At 70.9% G+C, this 12,773-nt stretch carries 13 protein-coding genes; 8 read left to right on the forward strand and 5 right to left on the reverse strand.

Features of this window, described 5'->3' with window-relative positions; translation table 11 throughout:
* The first annotated feature begins 11 nt into the window (after positions 1 to 11).
* From AAHF99_RS11500 to AAHF99_RS11530, 7 genes are all read left to right on the forward strand, one after another.
* Complete coding sequence (locus AAHF99_RS11500; protein ID WP_342164438.1) at positions 12 to 1,532, forward strand: NADH-quinone oxidoreductase subunit M; 1,521 nt, start codon at positions 12 to 14, stop codon at positions 1,530 to 1,532.
* A 10-nt stretch (positions 1,533 to 1,542) separates the two neighbouring features.
* Positions 1,543 to 2,988: an NADH-quinone oxidoreductase subunit NuoN gene (nuoN, locus tag AAHF99_RS11505; protein ID WP_342164439.1), complete on the forward strand. Its 1,446-nt coding sequence runs from the start codon at positions 1,543 to 1,545 to the stop codon at positions 2,986 to 2,988.
* Between the two features lie 2 nt (positions 2,989 to 2,990).
* Positions 2,991 to 3,794 carry a biotin--[acetyl-CoA-carboxylase] ligase gene (locus AAHF99_RS11510; protein ID WP_342164440.1) on the forward strand — a complete coding sequence of 268 codons (804 nt, stop codon included), beginning with the start codon at positions 2,991 to 2,993 and terminating at the stop codon, positions 3,792 to 3,794.
* A gap of 16 nt (positions 3,795 to 3,810) precedes the next feature.
* Complete coding sequence (locus AAHF99_RS11515) at positions 3,811 to 5,484, forward strand: ribonuclease J (protein ID WP_342164441.1); 1,674 nt, start codon at positions 3,811 to 3,813, stop codon at positions 5,482 to 5,484.
* A gap of 157 nt (positions 5,485 to 5,641) precedes the next feature.
* A complete protein-coding gene (gene mce, locus AAHF99_RS11520; protein ID WP_342164442.1) occupies positions 5,642 to 6,046 on the forward strand; it encodes a methylmalonyl-CoA epimerase in 405 nt (134 codons plus the stop codon).
* Positions 6,043 to 6,378 carry a DUF1467 family protein gene (locus tag AAHF99_RS11525; RefSeq protein WP_342164443.1) on the forward strand — a complete coding sequence of 112 codons (336 nt, stop codon included), beginning with the start codon at positions 6,043 to 6,045 and terminating at the stop codon, positions 6,376 to 6,378. The genes mce and AAHF99_RS11525 overlap by 4 nt, the downstream gene beginning before the upstream one ends.
* Position 6,379: 1 nt before the next feature.
* Positions 6,380 to 7,696 (forward strand): sugar MFS transporter, encoded by a 1,317-nt coding sequence (locus tag AAHF99_RS11530; RefSeq protein WP_342164444.1) that lies wholly within the window; start codon positions 6,380 to 6,382, stop codon positions 7,694 to 7,696.
* 6 nt (positions 7,697 to 7,702) lie between these two features.
* Here the strand turns inward: AAHF99_RS11530 and nudC are convergent, their stop codons facing one another.
* The 5 genes from nudC to AAHF99_RS11555 all read right to left on the reverse strand — a co-directional run bounded on the left by nudC (position 7,703) and on the right by AAHF99_RS11555 (position 11,791).
* Positions 7,703 to 8,605 (reverse strand): NAD(+) diphosphatase, encoded by a 903-nt coding sequence (nudC, locus tag AAHF99_RS11535; protein ID WP_342164446.1) that lies wholly within the window; start codon positions 8,603 to 8,605, stop codon positions 7,703 to 7,705.
* A gap of 4 nt (positions 8,606 to 8,609) precedes the next feature.
* On the reverse strand, positions 8,610 to 9,029 hold the full coding sequence (locus AAHF99_RS11540) for an HIT domain-containing protein (RefSeq protein WP_342164447.1): 420 nt from the start codon (positions 9,027 to 9,029) through the stop codon (positions 8,610 to 8,612).
* A 63-nt stretch (positions 9,030 to 9,092) separates the two neighbouring features.
* Positions 9,093 to 9,692, reverse strand: a complete 600-nt coding sequence (locus AAHF99_RS11545) for a hypothetical protein (RefSeq protein WP_342164449.1) — start codon at positions 9,690 to 9,692, stop codon at positions 9,093 to 9,095.
* Positions 9,693 to 9,756: 64 nt separating this feature from the next.
* Positions 9,757 to 10,620, reverse strand: coding sequence for a universal stress protein (locus AAHF99_RS11550; protein WP_342164450.1), 864 nt, complete (start codon positions 10,618 to 10,620; stop codon positions 9,757 to 9,759).
* 40 nt (positions 10,621 to 10,660) lie between these two features.
* The gene (locus AAHF99_RS11555; protein ID WP_342164451.1) at positions 10,661 to 11,791 is read right to left on the reverse strand and encodes an acyltransferase family protein; all 1,131 of its coding nucleotides are present in this window, start codon (positions 11,789 to 11,791) and stop codon (positions 10,661 to 10,663) included.
* Between the two features lie 204 nt (positions 11,792 to 11,995).
* On the opposite strand from AAHF99_RS11555, the gene AAHF99_RS11560 reads away from it, so the two are divergent.
* Positions 11,996 to 12,706 (forward strand): DUF4142 domain-containing protein, encoded by a 711-nt coding sequence (locus AAHF99_RS11560; RefSeq protein WP_342164453.1) that lies wholly within the window; start codon positions 11,996 to 11,998, stop codon positions 12,704 to 12,706.
* Positions 12,707 to 12,773: the final 67 nt, after the last annotated feature.

Here is a 12,773-nt window from a genome sequence, read left to right on the forward strand (position 1 = left end):
ATACGAAGTAAATGCTCGGCCTCGGCATCCTCTTCGGTCTGCTGATCGTGCCCCTGTGCGGGGCGGCCTTCATCCTCACGCTGAACGGCGATGAGGCGGCGGTCGCGCGCAACAGCCGCTGGGCCGCCCTGGCGACCACGATCGTCACCTTCGCCCTCTCCCTGGTAGCGTGGTCGCGCTACGATGCCACCTCGGCGAGCTTCCAGCTCGTGGAGAGCCATGCGTGGCTCGCCCAGGGCATCCGCTTCAAGCTCGGCCTCGACGGCTTCTCCATGCCGCTCGTGCTGCTGACGACGTTCCTGATGCCGTTCTGCATCGGCGCCTCGTGGAACTCGATCACGACCCGCGTGAAGGAATACTACGTCGCGTTCCTGGTCCTGGAGACCACGATGATCGGCGTGTTCCAGGCGCTGGATCTCGTGCTATTCTACCTGTTCTTCGAAGCTGGCCTGATCCCGATGTTCCTCATCATCGGCATCTGGGGCGGGAAGCGCCGGATCTACGCGAGCTTCAAGTTCTTCCTCTACACCCTGCTCGGCTCGGTGCTGATGCTGCTCGCCGTGATGGCGATGTACTGGGAGGCCGGCACCACCGACATTCCGACCCTGCTGCAGCACCGCTTCCCGGCGGAGATGCAATGGTGGCTGTGGCTCGCCTTCTTCGCCTCGTTCGCGGTGAAGATGCCGATGTGGCCGGTCCATACCTGGCTCCCCGACGCGCACGTCGAGGCGCCGACGGCGGGCTCGGTGATCCTGGCCGGCATCCTGCTCAAGATGGGCGGCTACGGCTTCATCCGGATCTCGCTGCCGATGCTGCCGGTGGCGAGCCAGGATTTCGCGCCGCTGGTCTTCGCCCTCTCGGTGGTCGCAATCATCTTCACGTCGCTCACCGCGATGATGCAGACCGACATCAAGAAGCTCATCGCCTACTCGTCGGTGGCGCATATGGGCTTCGTGACGCTCGGCCTGTTCACCCTGAACGAGCAGGGCATCCAGGGCGCCCTGTTCCTGATGATCTCCCACGGCATCGTGTCCGGCGCGCTCTTCCTCTGCGTTGGCGTGGTGTACGACCGGATGCACACCCGCGAGATCGCGGCCTATGGCGGCCTCGTGAAGCGCATGCCCCTCTACGCGGCGGCGATGATGGTGTTCACCATGGCCAATGTCGGCCTGCCGGGCACCTCGGGCTTCGTGGGCGAGTTCCTGTCGATGATGGGCGCCTTCAAGGCGAACCCGATGGTCGCCTTCTTCTCGACCTTCGGCATCATCCTCTCGGCGGGCTACGCCCTGTGGCTGTACGCCCGGGTGATCTACGGGAAGCTGGAGAAGCCCAACCTGCAGGGCATCCTCGACCTCGACCTGCGCGAGAAGCTGATCATCGCCCCCCTCGTCGTCCTGACCATCTATTACGGCGTGCATCCCGCGCCCGTGCTCGACGTGTTCGCGCCCTCCACCGAGGCGCTGATGACGGGCATGAAGGCCGCGCTCGCCAACACCCAGACCGCGGCGGCTGCGCTGCCGGTCCCGCGCTGAGGCCGTCCCGATGCCGCCCGTCCACGCCGCCCTCCCGTCCCTCGCACCGCTCCTGCCCGAGCTGATCCTCGGCATCGGGGTGCTGGTGCTGATCCTCTACGGCGCGTGGCGGGGTGAGCGCTCCGCCGAGACCGTGAGCGTCGGCGCCCTCGTGCTGCTGCTGTTCGCCCTCTTCGTGGTGATCTCGCAGCCGGCCCACGGCCGGGTGACGACCCTCTCCGGCGCCTTCGTGTCGGACGCCTTCTCGAAGGTGATGAAGTCCCTGGTGCTGCTCGGCTCGGCGGCGGCCATCGTCCTGTCGCACGACTTCTTCCGGCGCGAGAAGATCGACCGGTTCGAGTTCCCGGTGCTGATCGTGCTCTGCACCATCGGCATGATGGTGATGGTCTCGGCCAACGACCTGATCGCCCTGTATCTCGGCCTGGAGTTGCAGTCGCTCGCCGCCTACGTCATTGCCGCCTTCCACCGGGACGACGTGCGCTCCACGGAAGCCGGGCTGAAGTACTTCGTGCTCGGCGCGCTCTCGTCCGGCATGCTGCTCTACGGCGCCTCGCTGATCTACGGCTTCACCGGCACGGTCTCGTTCCCCGGCATCGTCACGGCCCTGAACGATCAGGCGGGCGCGGGCATCGTGCTCGGCATCGTGTTCGTGGCGGCGGGCGTGTGCTTCAAGATGTCGGCGGTGCCGTTCCACATGTGGACGCCCGACGTCTACGAAGGCTCACCCACGCCGGTGACGGCCTTCTTCGCCGCCGCGCCGAAGATGGCGGCGGTGTCGATGACGGTGCGGGTGTTCATCGGCGCCCTGCCGGACGTCACGGCGGTCTGGCAGCAGATCTTCGTGTTCGTCTCCATCGTCTCGATGGCGCTCGGCTCCTTCGCCGCCATCGGCCAGCGCTCGATCAAGCGCCTGATGGCCTACTCGTCCATCGCCAACATCGGCTACGCGCTGATCGGCCTCGCCTCGGGCTCGCAGGAGGGGATCGAGGGCCTCGTCCTCTACATGATCATCTACCTCGCGATGACGCTCGGCACCTTCGCGATCGTCCTCAGCCTGCGCCGACGCGACGTGATGTTCGAGTCCATCGAGGACCTGTCGGGCCTGTCGCGGACCCACCCGTGGATCGCCTTCTGCCTCGCGGCGATGATGTTCTCGCTGGCCGGCATCCCGCCGCTCGCCGGGTTCTTCGCGAAGTTCTACGTCTTCGCGGCGGCCATCAAGGCGGGCCTCGTGACGCTGGCGGTGATCGGCGTCGTGACCAGCGTGGTCGGCGCCTACTACTACCTGCGCATCGTGAAGATCATGTATTTCGACGAGCCGAAGGAGCGCTACGAGCCCATGGCGCCGGGCCTGCGGGTGGTGCTCGCCCTGTCGAGCGTCGTGGTGATCCTGTTCGTCGTAATGCCGGATCCGCTGCGGGCCGCTGCGGCGAACGCGGCCAAATCGCTCTTCTAGGATTGGCCTACCGACTCGGTCAGGCGGCGCGGGCGGCGGGGCACAGGCTCCATGTCCACGACCGCCTTGGTTCCACCAACACGGAAGCCCTGGAGCGGGCCCGGGCCGGCGAACTCGGGCCTCTCTGGGTCGTCGCGCACCGTCAGGAGGCGGGGCGCGGTCGGCGCGGCAACGCGTGGTCCTCGCTGCCGGGCAACCTCACGGCGAGCGTGCTCTGGCCGGTCTCCGGCGTGGCGCCGGACCATCTCGCCGAGCTCGGCTTCGTGGCGGGGGTGGCGCTGGCCGATGCGGTCGAGGCCACCTGCGGCACCCTGCCGGGCTGGGATCGGCGCGATCCGACCCGATCTGTTCGCCTGAAATGGCCGAACGATCTGCTGCTCGGGTCCGGCAAGCTCGCGGGGCTCCTTCTGGAAGCGGAGGTTCTGCCGGGTGGCCGGCGGGCGGTGGTGATCGGTTTCGGCGTCAACGTCGCCGCCGCGCCGGCGGACCTGCCCGCGACAAGCCTCGCGGCGGCGGGTTACGTCGGCGGGCCGGAAGCGTTACTGGAACATCTCTCCGACGAGATGGCCGCGCACGCGCGCGCCTGGGCCGGAGGCAAGGCATTCACCCGCATCCGCGAGCGCTGGCTCGCGCGGGCCGCCGGTCTCGGAAGCGAGATCGCGGTGGCCAGCGGGGAACGGGTCCTGCGGGGCCGGTTCGACACGATCGACGAGGGGGGGCGGCTCGTGATCCTCGGCCCCGACGAGGCCCGGCATGTCGTGACTGCCGGGGAGGTGCATTTTGGAACGGCCGCGACGGCGGCCTGAGTTTGGACGACGACAGATGGCAATGGGACAGGAGGAGCTCGTCTTCCTGCCGCTCGGCGGCGTGGGCGAGATCGGGATGAATGCGGCTCTTTACGGCTTCGGGCCGCCGAAGAGCCGCAAATGGATCATGATCGATTGCGGAATGGGTTTCGCGGGCGAGGAGGCGATGCCGGGCATCGATCTCATGTTCCCGGACCTCACCTATATCGAGGAACGCCGGAAGGACCTTCTCGGCATCTTCATCACGCACGCGCACGAGGACCATATCGGCGCGATCTCGGAGTTGTGGACGAAGCTGCGCGTGCCGGTCTACGCGACGCGCTTCGCCAAGAACCTGCTGGAGACGCGCCGCCTCTCGGAGCCGGGCGCGCCGAAGGTCGAGCTGCGTGAGGTCAAGCCGGGCAAGCGGCTGAACGTCGGCCCGTTCGAACTCGAATTCGTGCCGGTGGCGCACTCGATCCCCGAATCGAACGCGGTGGCCATCCGCACGGCGGCGGGCCTCGTGGTCCATACCGGCGACTGGAAGCTCGACCCGACCCCGGTCGCGGGCAACGTCACCTCGCCGGAGCAGTTCACCGCGCTCGGCGACGAGGGCATCCTCGCCCTGATCTGCGATTCGACCAACGTGGTCCGCGAGGGCTTCTCGCCGAGCGAGACCGAGGTCGCCGCGACCCTGAAGACCATCATCGCCGACGCGCCCCACCGGGTGGCGGTGACGACCTTCGCGTCGAACGTCGCCCGCATCCGCGCGGTGGCCGAGGCGGCGCAGGCCTGCGGGCGCGAGGTGATCGCGGTCGGCCGGGCCATGGACCGGGTGATCGATGTCGCCCGCGAATGCGGCTACCTCGACGGCCTGCCGGACTTCCGCCGGGCGGATTCGTGGAAGAGCATCCCCCGCGACAAGGTGGTGGCGCTGCTCACCGGCTCGCAAGGCGAGCCCCGCGCGGCCATGTCCCGCGTCTCCCGCCGCGACCACCCGGATATCAGCCTGGCCGAGGGTGATCGGGTGATCTTCTCCTCGCGCGCCATCCCCGGCAACGAGCGGGATGTCGGCGCCATCATCAACGACCTGATCGAGCAGGGCGTCGAGGTCATCACCGACCGCACCGCCCTGGTCCACGTCTCCGGCCACCCGCGCCGGGACGAGATGGTCGAGATGTACAAGTGGACCCGGCCGCAAACGGCGATCCCCGTCCACGGCGAGGCGCTGCACCTCGACGAGCATGCCCGCTTCGCCCGCGCCCAGGGCGTCGGCCACGTGGTGAAGGCCCGCAACGGCGCGATGGTGCGCCTCGCCCCCGGCAAGCCGGAGGTGGTGGAGCACGTCAAGGCCGGGCGCCTCTACAAGGACGGCCACGTCCTGATCGACGACAAGGACCGGGCGATCCCCGAGCGGCGCAAGCTGATGCAGGCGGGCCTCGTCTCGGTGGCCATCGCCATCGACGACGACGGCGTGGTGCTGGGCGAGCCGGCGGTGGACATCATCGGCCTGCCGAACCGGGGCCGGACCGGCGAGGCGCTGATCGACACGGTGGTCGATGCCGTCTCCCAGACGCTGGGCAGCCTGTCGCGGGGCAAGCTCAAGGATTCCGAGGGCGTCGAGAAGAGCGTCGACCGCGCCGTGCGGCAGGCGGTCAACGAGGTGTGGGGCAAGAAGCCGGCCTGCCACGTGCAGGTGGTGGAGGTGTGATATAGGCGGTTGAACGCTCCGTCGTCTTTGCGAGCGGAGCGAAGCAATCCAGGGCAGCGCGCCAGTCTGAGATGTCCCGCAGCCCTGGGTCGCTTCGCTGCGCTCGCGATGACGGAGCGCGAACGAACGCGACGACGCGCCAGGGAGGACAAGAAGAATGATCGGCCGGCTCAACCATGTGGCCATCGCGGTGCGCGACCTCGACGCCGCCACCGCGACCTACCGCGACACGCTGGGCGCCACGGTGTCCGAGGCGCTGCCGCAGCCGGATCACGGCGTCACCGTCGTGTTCGTGGAGCTGCCGAACAGCAAGGTCGAGCTCATGGCGCCGCTGGGCGAGGGCTCGCCGATCGAGGCCTTCGTGGAGCGTAACCCGAACGGCGGCGTCCACCACGTCTGCTACGAGGTCGATGACATCATCGCCGCCCGCGACAAGCTGAAGGCGCAGGGCGCGCGGGTGCTGGGCACCGGCGAGCCGAAGATCGGCGCCCACGGCAAGCCGGTCCTGTTCCTGCACCCCAAGGACTTCCTCGGCACCCTCGTGGAGCTGGAGCAGGTATGAGCGGGCTGATGCGGGTGTTCGGGCGGTCCACGCCCGCGACCCTCGCGGCGGTCGCCCTCCTCGTCGCCTGCTTCGTCGCGGCGGGGGTGGGGCTGTTCAAGCTGACGGTGGGGGGCGGGATCGCCCTCTACTTCGTCATCTGGTGGACCCTGCTCTTCGCCATCCTGCCGATCCGCAACCATGCGGAGACGCGCCCGGAGCACATCGTGCCGGGCCAGGATCTCGGCGCACCCGCCGCGCCGCGCCTGCGGGAGAAGGCAATCTGGACGACGCTGCTCACGGGCTTCGTCTTCCTCGGCGCCCTGGCGATCTTCCCCCTCGCCGGGCTGTAAGATGGTCGCGCTGGGGGGCAATCCGGCCGATGGCGCCGCGCGGGCCGGGGACGGGCCGGCGGGGGCGAAGGCCGGGTGGCTGTTCCCCTTCATGCTGGCCCTGTTCTTCACCTGGGGGCTGGTGACGGTCTTCGTCGACATCATCACCCCCAAGCTCAAGGCGCTGTTCGCCCTCAGCTACGCCGAGGCGACGCTCACCCAGTTCTGCTTCTTCCTGGCCTACGCGGTCGTCTCCCTGCCCGCCGGGGCGGTGGTGGCGCGGATCGGCTACATCCGGGGCCTCGTGCTGGGGCTGCTGGTGATGGCGGCGGGGGGCCTGCTGTTCACGCCGGCCGCGAAGATCGGCGTCTATCCCCTTTTCCTGGCGGCGCTCTTCGTGATGGCCTCCGGCATCGCGGTGCTGCAGGTCGCCGCCAACCCGCTGGTAACGGGCCTCGGGGCGCCGGAGAGTGCGCCGAGCCGCCTGACCCTCGCCCAGACCTTCAATTCCCTCGGCACCACGGTCGGCCCGGCCATCGGCGCCTGGGCGATCCTGTCGCGCGGGCCGGCGCCGGCCGATCCCGCCACCCTCTCGCCCGCCGCGATGGCGGCCGCGCGGCAGGCCGAGGCCGCCGTGCTGCAGACGCCGTTCCTGGTCATCGCGGGCGGGCTCGCCCTGCTGGCCGCCCTGTTCTGGACCCTGCGGCGCTGGCTGCCGGAGGAGGGCGGAGCGGCCAGGGGCAAGGGGGTCGGGCTCGATCTCCTGGCCCGGCCGCGCCTCGCCTTCGGGGCGCTGGCGATCTTCCTCTATGTCGGCGCGGAGGTCGCCATCGGCACGCTGATGGTGAGCTACCTCGAACAGAAGCAGGTCCTGGCGGCGAGCCCCGAAACCGCCGGCCATCTCCTCAGCTTCTACTGGGGCGGCGCGCTGGCGGGCCGCGTCGTCGGCAGCTTCGTGCTGCGGCGGGTGAAGGGCGGGGCGGCGCTGGCCGTCTGCGCCCTGGCGGCGGGGGGCCTCGCGACCCTCTCCGCGCTGACCGGCGGGACAATCTCCGGCTGGAGCCTGCTGGCGGTGGGCCTCGCCAACTCGATCATGTTCCCGACGATCTTCGCCATGGCGATCGAGGGGCTGGGCCCCCGCACGGCGCAGGGGGCGGGCATCGTCTGCGTCGCCATCGTCGGCGGAGCGGTGGTGCCGGTCGTCACGGGAGCGCTCGCCGACCGATTCGGCCTGCAGGTGGCCCTGGCGGCGCCGATCCTCTGCTACGCCTGCGTCGCCACCTACGGGCTCGCCGCCCTGCGGTCGCTGGCGGCCCCGGAGCCGGCCGAGGCGGCGTGAGAGGGCTCAGCCCTCCACGAACTGCCGCATCAGGAAATGCGCGATGGCCATGGGCGGCGGCGAGAGGATGCCGTCGGGATGGGTGCCCATGAGCATGGCGGACACCGCCTCCCGGTCGAACCAGCGGGCATCCTCGATCTCGGTCGGATCGGTGACGATCTCCCCGTCCAGCGCCTCGGCGACGCAGCCGAGCATCAGCGAGGAGGGGAAGGGCCAGGGCTGCGAGGTCCGGTAGGAGACGGCCCCGACGCGGATCTTGGTCTCCTCGTAGACCTCCCGGCGCACGGCATCCTCGATGGTCTCGCCGGGTTCGAGGAAGCCCGCGAGGCAGGAGAACATGTGCGGCCGGAAATGCGGGCCCCGGCCGAGGAGGCAGGTCTCGCCCCGGCGCACCAGCATGATCACCACCGGATCGACCCGGGGGAAATGGTGGGCGTTGCAGGCCCGGCACTCCCGCCGGAAGCCCCCCGCCGCCGTGAAGCTCGGCGCGCCGCAATTGGCGCAGAAGCGGTTCCGCCCGTGCCAGTCGAGCATGGACTTCGCCACCGCGAGGAGGCCCAGTTCCTCCGGTGCGACGACGCCGTCCGTAGCGATGCTGCGCAGGTCGAGGCTGCGGTTCTCGGTGCCCTCCAGGGTCGGTAGCTCGTCGGTCGGGATCGAGGCGGCGAAGACCGGGCGCCCGTCCCAGTGGCCGAGGAACACCGTCTCGGTGCGCTCCACCGCGTGCAGCAGGGCCGTGGTGGCGACATGGATCGCCGTGCCCTCCCGCAGGAGGAAGCGGTCGCCGCCGAGGATGAGCAGGCGCGTGTCCGGCGCGTCGAGGGGTGGCACCGCCTCCTCCGGCTGCTCGGCGGAATGCCGGTCCAGGCGGTTGCAGACGAAGCCCAGGGTCGAGATCGGATCGTGCATCGGGTCAGGCCGCCGCGAACAGGGCGCCGGCCCGCTCGGCGAGCTGGGCGCGGGCATGGAGCGGGTAGGGGGTGCGGGTGCCGAAGCCCCAGACGGGGCCGGGCCAGGCCGGATCGGAGCGGAAGCGCCCGACCACGTGGACGTGGAGCTGCGCGACGACGTTGCCGAGCGCCGCGACGTTGATCTTGTCCGGCTTGGCGAGGTCCCGCATCACCCCGGTGGCGAGGCGGATCTCCTGCCAGAGCGTCTGCGCGTCGGCCTCGTCGAGGTCGGTGATCTCGCTCACCCCCTCCCGCCTCGGCACGAGGATCAGCCAGGGGAAGCGGGCATCGTCCATCAGCAGCACCCGCGACAGGGCGAGGTCGCCGAGATGCACGGTGTCGGCCGAAAGGCGCGGATCGGGGACGAAATCGGGCGCGGTCATCCCGTCTCTATAGCGCGGCCGTCGGGGCCGAACAGGCGCGTGCGTCCCCGCGCCGTCGGCGGTTCACAGGGTGGGCACGGCCCCGGCGCGGCCGACGATGACCGTGCCGGCATCGTGCGCCCCATCCGGCCCCGCCTGGGTGAGCACCGTGACGGCGGCGCCGGGCACGAGCAGGGCCTTCTCCCCCGGCGCGACCTGCGTCACCCGCGTGTCGGGGGGAATCGTGAAGTCGCTGCGCCCTTCGCCGTGGGTGAGGGTGACCTGCCGCGTGTCCGTGCCGCTCACGTCGGCGATCCACCCTCCCGTGAGGGTGGCGCCGGGCTGCGTGTCCCAGGGGCGGCTGCCGGCGGCGAAGCCGCGCTCGGAGGGGGAATAGATCGTCACTGCCGTGGCCTTCGACGAATCGGGGGCGGCGGTGACGGTGATGTAGCTCTCCGGCTTGATGTCGCGCAGGCGGGCACCGATCGCGGTGTAGACCTGGGTCTTCGCGTCCATCCGCACCGTCACGGTGCTGCCGCCCGGCCGCACGATCGTCAGGTCGTCGCCGTGGCGGGCCTCGACCGTGCCGCGGAAGCTGTGGGTCGAGGGGTCGGGCTTGCCCGGCTGCGCCAGGGCGGGCGCGGCGGCGAGCAGCATGGCGAGGGCGGTCAGGGTGCGGACCAAGGCATACCTCCGGCCGAAACAGACAAGGCCCAGGCCGAACGTGGCCGTGGGGCGGGGGTTCCCGTCAATGGGCCATCAACACTGGCATGTCGGCCTGGGCGAGGACGTGACTCGTGACACCTCCGAAGATCATCTGGCGCAGGCGGCTCTGGGTGTAGGCGCCCTTGATGAGAAGGTCGCAGCCGAACTCCTTGGCCTCGGCCAGGAAGGTCTCGCCGGGGGTGCGCCGGCCCGTGGGCAGGGCACGGTGGGTGACCTCGACGCCCTCGCAGGCCAGCGCCTGGGCGAGATCCTGCGCGCTCGGCCCCGGCACCATGCCGCCCTCGACGCTCAGCACCAGCACCCGCGCCGCCCGGCGCAGGAAGGGCATGGCGAAGGCCACCGCGCGGGCGGTCTCGGTGGAGCCGTTCCAGGCGATCAGCACCGCCTCGCCGAGGCTCGCGGGCGGGGCGGGGGGCGCCAGCAGGATCGGGCGGCCGCTCTCGAACAGGGCGGTCTCGAAGGTGGTCATGCGCGGGGCGTTGTCGCCGGTCCCCGGCCGCCCCACCACGGTGGCCGAGAACAGCCGGGCATATTGGCCGAGGAAGGCGTCGCCGGTCGGCACGTCCGGGCGCCATCGGTAGCGCGGCCCGGCCTCCATCACCTTGGCGGGGTTGCACTGGCCGTCGCGCGGATGGCGGGGGATGCCGGCGGCGTCCATCGCGGCGACGAAGCGCGAGCCCGCCTCCTCCGCCTCCGCGATGTCGGCCTCCTCGTCGCGCAGCCACGTCATGCCGCCGACCATGTCGACGGGGACGTATTCGGCCAGCGCCGGGCGCAGAGAGACGCCCTCGATCAGGCTGCCGAAGCGCGAGGCGGCCAGCCGCGTCGTCTCGAACACGGAGGGCAGGGCGTCGTGCATCGCCACAGGTACGAGCAGGGTCTTCATCGTGCCGTCCTCGGGGCTGACGTCTTGGATCGGGCGGAGGCTAGCGATCCTCTCGGCCTATGAAAACCGGGCGGCGCGACGCCCCCACACGGTTTTCGAGGAACCCGCGCACGCGCCGGGTGAGGGGACGCTCCACGAGGCGATGCACCGCCACCGCCGCGAGGAGGGCGAGGCCGGTCATCGCGGCCATGGCGCCCCAGGGATGCAGGGCCGGGGCGAGGCCGAGCCGCAGCAGCGCCTCCCGCCCGGCGCGCAGGGCGAAGGGATGGGTGAGATAGAGCGCGTAGGAGGCATCCCCGAGGACGGCGAGGGCGCGCAGAGGGGCCGGCAGGGCGGCGATCCCGCCCCGGCCGAGGCCGGGGCCGAGGGCGGCGCCCGCCACGAGGAGCCCCGCCGGCAGCCCGACGAGGAGGGGCCGCGCGAAGCCCGGCACCTCGCCCTCGCCGCCGAGATGCCACGCCGCGCCGAGCATCCCGGCGAGCCCGAGGAGCGCGAGGGCGATCCGCGCGCCGGCGGGCAGGCGCAGGCCCGCGAGGCGGGCGAGGCCGAGCCCCGCGCCGAGGGCGAATTCGAGGACGATCGGGTCCGCCCAGAAGGCGAGCGGCGGGGGTGGCGCGAGGAGGCTGCCGAGGGCCACCAGGGCGACGAGCACCCCAACGAGCCACGCCACCGCCCCCCGCAGGCCGAAGCCGAGCCCGAGGGCGAAGAGGGCGTAGAAGGCCATCTCGTAGTTGAGCGTCCAGCCGAGCCCGTAGAGGGGCTGGAGGCTGCCGTCCGGCCGTGCCATCGGCCAGAAGAGGAAGGAGGCGGCGACGAAGGCCGGATCGCGCCCCAGCGCCCCCGCCTCACCGAGCAGTCCCGGCGCCGCCAGCGCCAGGGCGAGGTAGAGCGCGGTGGTGAGCCAGTAGAGCGGCACCACCCGCGCGATCCGGTGCGCGAGGAAGCGCCCCCGCCCGCCCGGGGCCCCGGCGAGCGACCGGCTCGCCAGCACGATGACGAGGCCCGAGATCACGAAGAACAGGTCGACGCCGGCCCACCACGGCAGCAGCGTCTCCGGCGCCAGGGCCGCCCCGGCGCCGCGCGCGGCCAGCAGTCCGGTCTCGTGCCGGGCATGATGCCAGACCACCATCGTCGCCGCGACAGCCCGCAGGACTTGGACGAAGACCAGCATCAGAGCAGTCTTTCCCACGGAAAGCCCGCGCGGCGCCTGTTCACTGCCCTGATTCCAGGCAACGACATCTGGAACAATCTCCGAAAGTCTCGGTTGACCCACTGAATCGGCGCACGATGGGTCGCCAAGTGCCGTGGGGTCCGTGAGGATCCGGCGCGGGTGGCGTCGTCATGCGTCAGTGTTCTCTTGCTACGAGGTTCCTAGATGCTGAAGAATACCGTTGTCGCTTCCGCGATGGTCCTGGCCCTGGCCACCCCCGCCTTCGCCCAGATGAACGACTTCCGCATGGAGTCGATGCAGTCGAACGCCTTCGAGGTGCAGTCGGCGCAGATCGCCCTGCAGAAGACCCGCAACGCGCGGATCCGTACCTACGCCAAGGATGCGCTCCGTGACCACCGGGCTGCCAACGTGGCCCTGTCGGGCGGCGCGACCGGCTCCATGGGTGCGATGGCCGATGGCGGCCCGATCGGTGGCCTGATCGGCGCTCCGCTCGCCGTCGCCGGCGGTGCGGTCGGCGCGGGTCTCGGTGCCGCGACGGGCGCCGTGGGCGGCACCCTGTCGGGCGGCCCGGTCGGCGGCCTCCAGGGCGTGGGCAACGGCGCGGCGCAGGGCGCGGCGGCGGGCAGCCGCTTCGGCGGCGGCGCGATGATGGAGAACACCGGCGCCGGCACGATGGTGCCCCCGAACCAGCAGCAGCAGGCGATGCTCGCCGAGCTTTCGGCCACCCCGGCCGGCCCGCGCTTCGACCGCCTCTACGTCAGCCAGCAGGTCCAGTCGCACCAGATGGCGATCGGCATGACCCAGGCCTACGCGCAGAGCGGCCCGAACCCGGCGCTGCGCACCTACGCCCAGCAGGTTCTGCCGTCGCTGCAGGAGCATTACGGCATGCTGCAGCGGATGCCGGGCGCCATGTAATCCAGCCTAGGGCTGACCAGGAGAGGGCGGTGGGTCGAAAGACCCACCGCCCTTTTTTTGCGTCGTG

Source organism: Methylobacterium litchii, assembly GCF_038442315.1.
In the GTDB taxonomy this organism is placed as follows: Bacteria; Pseudomonadota; Alphaproteobacteria; order Rhizobiales; family Beijerinckiaceae; genus Methylobacterium; species Methylobacterium litchii.

What these genes read in the sequence shown, in the direction of transcription:
- AAHF99_RS11525 (WP_342164443.1), top strand. Translation starts at nt 6,043, where the DNA reads ATGAGCGGGCTGATGCGGGTGTTCGGGCGGTCCACGCCCGCGACCCTC.
- AAHF99_RS11515 (WP_342164441.1), top strand. Translation starts at nt 3,811, where the DNA reads ATGGCAATGGGACAGGAGGAGCTCGTCTTCCTGCCGCTCGGCGGCGTG.
- AAHF99_RS11500 (WP_342164438.1), top strand. Translation starts at nt 12, where the DNA reads ATGCTCGGCCTCGGCATCCTCTTCGGTCTGCTGATCGTGCCCCTGTGC.
- AAHF99_RS11540 (WP_342164447.1), bottom strand. Translation starts at nt 9,029, where the DNA reads ATGACCGCGCCCGATTTCGTCCCCGATCCGCGCCTTTCGGCCGACACC.
- AAHF99_RS11560 (WP_342164453.1), top strand. Translation starts at nt 11,996, where the DNA reads ATGCTGAAGAATACCGTTGTCGCTTCCGCGATGGTCCTGGCCCTGGCC.
- nudC (WP_342164446.1), bottom strand. Translation starts at nt 8,605, where the DNA reads ATGCACGATCCGATCTCGACCCTGGGCTTCGTCTGCAACCGCCTGGAC.
- nuoN (WP_342164439.1), top strand. Translation starts at nt 1,543, where the DNA reads ATGCCGCCCGTCCACGCCGCCCTCCCGTCCCTCGCACCGCTCCTGCCC.
- mce (WP_342164442.1), top strand. Translation starts at nt 5,642, where the DNA reads ATGATCGGCCGGCTCAACCATGTGGCCATCGCGGTGCGCGACCTCGAC.
- AAHF99_RS11555 (WP_342164451.1), bottom strand. Translation starts at nt 11,791, where the DNA reads ATGCTGGTCTTCGTCCAAGTCCTGCGGGCTGTCGCGGCGACGATGGTG.
- AAHF99_RS11550 (WP_342164450.1), bottom strand. Translation starts at nt 10,620, where the DNA reads ATGAAGACCCTGCTCGTACCTGTGGCGATGCACGACGCCCTGCCCTCC.
- AAHF99_RS11530 (WP_342164444.1), top strand. Translation starts at nt 6,380, where the DNA reads ATGGTCGCGCTGGGGGGCAATCCGGCCGATGGCGCCGCGCGGGCCGGG.